The 6,368-nt window shown below is 43.9% G+C and carries 5 protein-coding genes; 2 read left to right on the plus strand and 3 right to left on the minus strand.

Translation table 11 applies throughout. The features are described 5' to 3' along the window. Both KGY70_15250 and bamA read right to left on the minus strand, forming a co-directional pair. The coding region (locus KGY70_15250; GenBank protein MBS3776551.1) for a hypothetical protein at window positions 1-2,989 on the minus strand (2,989 nt) is incomplete at its 3' end. 38 nt (window positions 2,990-3,027) lie between these two features. Then, a complete protein-coding gene (bamA, locus tag KGY70_15255) occupies window positions 3,028-4,842 on the minus strand; it encodes an outer membrane protein assembly factor BamA (GenBank protein MBS3776552.1) in 1,815 nt (604 codons plus the stop codon). Window positions 4,843-4,940: 98 nt separating this feature from the next. Between bamA and KGY70_15260 the strand changes: the two genes are divergently transcribed. Both KGY70_15260 and KGY70_15265 read left to right on the plus strand, forming a co-directional pair. Continuing rightward, entirely contained in the window at window positions 4,941-5,276 is a 336-nt protein-coding gene (locus KGY70_15260) for a TraR/DksA C4-type zinc finger protein (GenBank protein ID MBS3776553.1), read from the plus strand. 75 nt (window positions 5,277-5,351) lie between these two features. Further along, complete coding sequence (locus KGY70_15265; protein ID MBS3776554.1) at window positions 5,352-5,549, plus strand: hypothetical protein; 198 nt, start codon at window positions 5,352-5,354, stop codon at window positions 5,547-5,549. Window positions 5,550-6,196: 647 nt separating this feature from the next. Here the strand turns inward: KGY70_15265 and KGY70_15270 are convergent. Further along, the coding region (locus tag KGY70_15270; protein MBS3776555.1) for a DNA/RNA nuclease SfsA at window positions 6,197-6,368 on the minus strand (172 nt) is incomplete at its 5' end.

The following is a 6,368-nucleotide window of genomic DNA, read 5'->3' on the forward strand; positions in this document are numbered from 1 at the left end:
CAATGGTTACAGAGGGTTCTATAACCGCTTCAAGTTTTCCGGAACTGACCGCCCGGAACTTTTTGCCGTTAATCTGGAATTGAAGCTCCCGACTTTTATCGGGTGCCGGAGGTATAAGCTCTGCAAAACCTTCTATATTCATCGTGCCTCCCCCTGATTCGAAACGGGCTCTGTCCAGTGTGAAACGTTGGTTGTCAACCCGGCTTTTCAACTCAATATTTTTGTAATGAATGCCTTCTCCGGCATATTGAAAACTTCCTTCCGTCAGGTTCAGATTCCCGTTAAAACGGGGGTTCCCGATGGTATTGCTCACGATAACTGAAGATTCAAGCATGCCGGTAGCTTCCATACCGCTTTTCTCAAGTATGGGGTTAAGTATCCCCACGTTCAGGCTATCCATTTTTAAATATGCCCGGAATGGAGTTTCCCGGCTGGGTAGAGCAAAACTGTCCGTCAGTGAAAAATGAATCGGCAATTCCGCACCGACATGTATCATCCTGCTGATTCTTGCATCTACAGATCCCTCAAAAGAAAGGGTGTCGGCAGAATACTCAAAATTTGTCGTGAGCTTGTTGAGCCTGATGGTATCAACAGCAGGTTCATTGATATCAAGAAATCCACGTAATTCTGGCTTGCTGGCTGTTCCTTTCATGCGGATATCTGAATGGACCATCCCCTGAAGCTTGTAATCCAGCCCTTGCAATGGATATAATTTTGAAATATCAAGGCTCTCGGTCCATAAATGCAGATCTTCTTTTCCTTTAAATGAATAAATACCATTTACACCCAATTCCTGTTCTCCTGATTGAAGGACAAAATTTGCAATCTGTATGGAATCCTTACCTAATGCAAGGGTTGTGGAATCACTGCCCCCGGTCCATTGGGCGGTATCAATATCCAGTATGAGCTCGTGGATCCGGAATAAAGGATCATTTTCCGTATTGAGGTCTGTTTGGGTATACAGCCCCAGGGAGTCGTTTACCTTAAGATCCAGCCGGTTGGTAAACTCGCCCTTGTTATAAGATGACTGCAAAGCAGTCCTTTTTATGAACCGGTTACCCCAAAAAGAAGAATCAGCGGTAAAATCAACCTTACCGGTTAACAAAGAATCTTCCGAAGAAGCCGATACGTCCCCTCTTAATCTTTTTACGCGTAATGAATCGTATTCAATACTGCTCAGGTTATAACGGGCTGCAAGATTCACCGCATTAAGCTTTCCGGTTAACACGGAATCTCCCGAAAAGGCTGATATATCTCCTGTTAACCTTTTAATGCGCAATGAATCGTATTGGATACTGCTGAGATCATACTGAACCGAAAGATTCAGCGAATCAACTTTTCCGTCAACTTCCCCGGTGATGCCTCCTTGCAGATCCATATCCGGCAAATTCAAAACTTCAGTCAAACCCCTCATATTTTTGGAAAGGAATTCAAATTTCACCTGGTTGTTTCCCCGGAGATGCCCTTCTCCCTCTGCACCAACCGCTGCATAAGGGGTATTCAGATGGAAGCCGTATAAACTGTATTGTCCCTTGTCATACAATACCGACATGTTCATGTTCGATACCGGCTTACCCAGAAAATAGGAATCCCATAATTCCAGATCCACCTCTGTCTTCAAATTGTCAGCACGGGTTCCTTCTCCGTTAACTGCTAAATTCAGGTTCAGATCTGTTTGCAGCTCCTTATTTTTCGTGAGTTTTGAAAGATCAATGTGATTTAAAGCACTATGAATACTATATACGGGCTCTTCAAAAATTTTCTGCATGGTGAACTCCGAATTTACCCTTCCAAACCAGGTATTGCCGGTGACATTTCCCTTCAGTGCCCCCTTCTTCTTGTCCATCTGCAACACCAGGTCGTCCAGCTCGTATTCTCCGTAACGTATGTCTCCGAACTCACCGGATAGGCTCAATGAATTGTCCTGAAGTTCGAAACCCCGGCCGCTGGCATTCAATTTTCCAACTATCCACGATTTGAATTCGGGGTTGCCGGTCCAGTGTTCACCATCCAGACCGTCCACTTTTAAGGTCATCTGATACCGGGGATCTGTTTTTAGATCCCTTATCCAGCCCGAAACTGATAGAGACTGGTTTTCTTCCTGAAGGGTCAATGTAAGGTTCTGCTGTTGGCTGTCACCGGTAAGCTCCAAGTTCAACCTTGGCGTCCCGTAGAGTTTCATTTCGGGCATCCAGGGATGAAATGCTTCCAGGTTCAGGGGATCCAGGTCCAGAGTGGCCTGGGTTTCTTCCACAGCATCAAGGTTTGTTGAACCGTTGCTTGTTAATTTCGTTTGCGGGAGAGCCAGAAATATGTTTTCCCAGGTAAGCCGGTTCCGGACCTTTATGACCTCCCCTTCCAATTGTTCAATCGTCAGGTCAGGGCCCAGGGTTTGCATTCCAAAATGTTCTACAGCAACATGTATGGAATCCCGGATCATTTGGAAGCTTAATCCCCCACCGATCCGGATTTGGGAGGGTATCTGCGGATTATTCAATGGGGATAACCGCACATCCATGCTGTCTATGAGAAATCTGTTTACGGATATTTTCCAGTTTGACGGTTCTTGTGTTTTGGCTTTTGGCTTTTGCGGGGAAGGAGGGAGTACCTCCATGAAACTCCAGGAGGAATCTTTTCTTTGGGTACCATTTAATTTCATATTCTCCAGGCGAAGTCCGTTGATGAACAATTCTTGCCGGAGCAGCCTGCCGAGCCTGTAGTTTACCCTCAGTCTTTCCATTGACAGAACAGTACTGTCGTTTCGTTCGATGAGAATATCATTCAATGAAAACAACTGCAGGGGATTACCTTCCACGCTTCCGACTTCCACACGGGCATCCAGCGACTTGCTACCCTGCTCTGAAATTAAGGTTGCAATCCGGTTGTTGAACATCCCGTTCTGCAAAGAGATCAGAAGACCCAGCATCACCAGAAGCACCCCTGCAAAGGTAAAGCTCAGTAGTCTCAGTATTTTTTTTACATATTTCATAAATCCTCAGTACTCCAATTGTTCATGAACAAGTCAGACTAGAATGCATGCCCTATCGAAATAAAAAACTGCGGCCTTATCGGTTTTTCGAATAACGGGGAGGCAAGATCAAGCCGTACAGGTCCAACAGGGGTATTAATTCTTAAACCCAGGCCCACATCATAAAGAAAATCACCAGGATTATAAGTGAATGAAGTTTCCCATACATTGCCAAAATCTGCAAAAGTTACACCTGAGAAAATGTCATAAACCGGAAATCTCAACTCCATGCTTCCTTCCAACATACTGTTTCCCCCTATGGGGTTGCCCGCTTCATTAACCGGTGATATCTGATTTCTTCCCCAGCCCCGAAGGGAAGAAGCTCCTCCAAGCAGGAAGCGGTCCTCGATGGGTGTTTGCTCACCCTTTTTGGGTTGTATGAAACCCGCCCTGAGCTTACCTGCTAAAATCCAGTCTTCGTCAAGCTGATGGTAGCGCACCAAACTGATTTCATTTTTATAATAGTGATATTTGGAGCGAAATCCGATGCCCATATAGGTAAAATATGCATCAAGTTTCCATCCCGAGGACGGATTGAATCTGCTGTTGGCCGTATTTCTGTTGAATCCTATCGTAAAACCGGATTTGTTGTGGATGAGTTCTCTTCCCTTCGCTTCATTCAAAGGGGTGGAAAATGACAGGTCTTTTAGAAAATCCCGTTCGAAAGAATACATCAAATATGCGGAAGTTGACCTGGAAATATTTTGTTGAAAGGTGATACCGCTGCCCAGCCTGTCGGCCGTATAGCTTATCTCATTTTCCCGGGTAAAAAATGGATTGAGGATCAGGTCAAGGTCATCGCCGATCAAACCGGGCTGAATGAATTTCGTTTCAAAACTGAGGGGAAGAAAATGGGAATGTTTTCCTTCGAAGATAAATTTCCGTGTTCCTCCAAGAAACTGCAGTTTGGTTATTGATACAGAAGCCCGGAATCTGTCCTCGGTACCATAACCTATCCCTGCTTCCATTGACCATGAGGGCAATTCATTCACTTCAACGATAAGTGGGATCCGTTTATTTTTTATGCTGTCCTTTGGTGCCCGGATGACCACATAATTGAAAAGGTCCGATCTGAAGAGGCGTTCCTGACTGGCATTCATCTTTTGTTGTGAATACATGTCACCTGAAGAGACACGGATCTGCTTCCGAATGAATTCCCGGGGAACCAGGGAATCACCCTTTATTCGAACCTGTCCGAAGACAGTGCGGGGGCCGGGCTTTACAACAAAATTGATGTCTGCCCGCTTTTTATCGGGATGAACATCCACTTGCCTGTTTATTTCAATCAATGGATAACCATTGTTGTGAAAAACATTTTTGATCCTGGATTCCATCTCCAATATGCTTTGATCAGCAAACCGGTCCCCTGAATTCAGCGGGAGCTCCCCGGTAATTCCGGAAAGTAGGGTGGCCGCTGTCGAATCTTTGGGTTGTGTGAAAGTCATGTTACCAATCTTTATAGGCTCCCCTTCCTCAACTTTTATCGTTATGCGTAAGTTTTCCCTTTTCTCATTTCGTTCAAGAGAATAGTCCAGCCGGGGATTCAGAAACCCATTCCGTTGGTAAAACTGTCTTAAACGTTCCAGATCGTTATCCAACATTACCGGGGAAAAATCAGGCTGTTCTTTCCAGAATGCTACTTTTTGAAGAAATGTAGCGGAACGGATATTCATCTGTCCCATGAGGGTTTCACTGGCAATCATTTCATTGCCAGTGAAATCAATCTCTCTGATGGTGTAATTTTCCTGAGCTGCTGCTGAGTGACACAAACTGGAAAGCAGTATGAATAAGATAATTTGGAGTTTTCTGTTCAATTAAAAATGTTCATTTTTAAATATTTCCTTGGCCAGTATAACATTTAAATCTCCTGATAGTTTATTAATTTAGCAAAATATTATAATATCCTATAAAAATGACGGAAGAAGAAAAGAAACAATTGAGGGAAAAACTCTTGCAGGAGAAAAAAAAGGTAGAAAAGCGTATTGAAAACCTGAAGGACTTAACAAAGCCCATAGCTCCCGAGAATTCTATTGGCCGGGTTAGCCGTATGGATGCTATCAATAATAAAAGCATCAATGATGCTGCGCTGCGTACTGCCGAAAACAAACTGAAAAATATAGAGGAGGCCCTTGGAAAAATCCATCATAAAGACTTTGGTAAATGCCGGCGCTGCGGTCAGCCTATCCCTATGGGAAGGCTTGCGGTCATGCCCGAAAGTGCCCTTTGTATGAGATGTGCCCAAATGTAAATGTTTTGACCGTTATAATGTGTGATGTTGTTTTAGAGATAAATATAATGTCAATAATTTTTTAAATTTTTAATTATGCCCGAAATACAACAACCCAGAGGAAACTGCCTGATTACCATTCTGCTGATATTGGTTTTTCTTGCCGCCTTTGGCATCATCTCCTGGGATGCTGTCGGGGCTTTTGCCCGTTTTATCGTTTATGTGATCGTCGCCGGCATTGCCATTATAGTGGGAATTTTACTTTATGCATGGTTTTTCGGAAGCAGGTGGTAGCCTATGCTTTATGGACAGAGATTCCAAACAGTCAAATTGTCAGAATCCGGATTTTAACTCTTCTGCAGTTTTCCGGAACAGAATTCATCCGGAATAAAACCATGGCCCATATACAACAGAATGACAATCGAATTAACAACCGCATGACTATTGACTATCTCCGCCAACTGTAGCTACATTCCTTTGCCTTATTATGAATTTGCAGTTACAATAAGTACTCATGCTCACTGAAGCTATATGTCTTGCCAACTGCTTTTTGCTAACTGCCAACTTGTTAAAATGAGGCTAAGAACAGAACGTCTGCGCGAAGTTGATTAAATTGTTACATGGTTACATTGTCAAATTGTTACCTCGGGCTGTGGCCATCAGAAGATTCTGGCAAATTTTGCCAACTGCTTTTTGCTCCCGCAGAATGCGGGACCAACTATATTACTAAATCTCATTTCCTTAAATCTGACTCTGCAATATAGTGAGCTTCTTCTCTATATTCTCTTGCTTTGAATTTTTGCAGTTCCAATAAATTTTCATGCCCCCTGTAGCTACATCCCTTGCCAACTGCCAACTGCCCACTGCCAACTATCTTGCTAAATCTCATTTCCTTAAATCTGACTCTGCAATATAGTAAGCTGATTTATCCGCTCTCCGGTTCATTCCAGCTCAAACGGCATCTCCCTTAGCAGTTCAATCCTTGTCGGTGTCACCTTAGCCTGCAGCGGTATGATCTCCACACCCTGTTCAAAGGCTTCCTTCAGGGTTTGTGAATAATCCGGGTCGATCTCCCAGGCAGGGGCGAAGACGTCCACATCGGTACGCTGGACT

Source organism: Bacteroidales bacterium (assembly GCA_018334875.1).
Taxonomy (GTDB): Bacteria; Bacteroidota; Bacteroidia; order Bacteroidales; family UBA12077; genus JAGXLC01.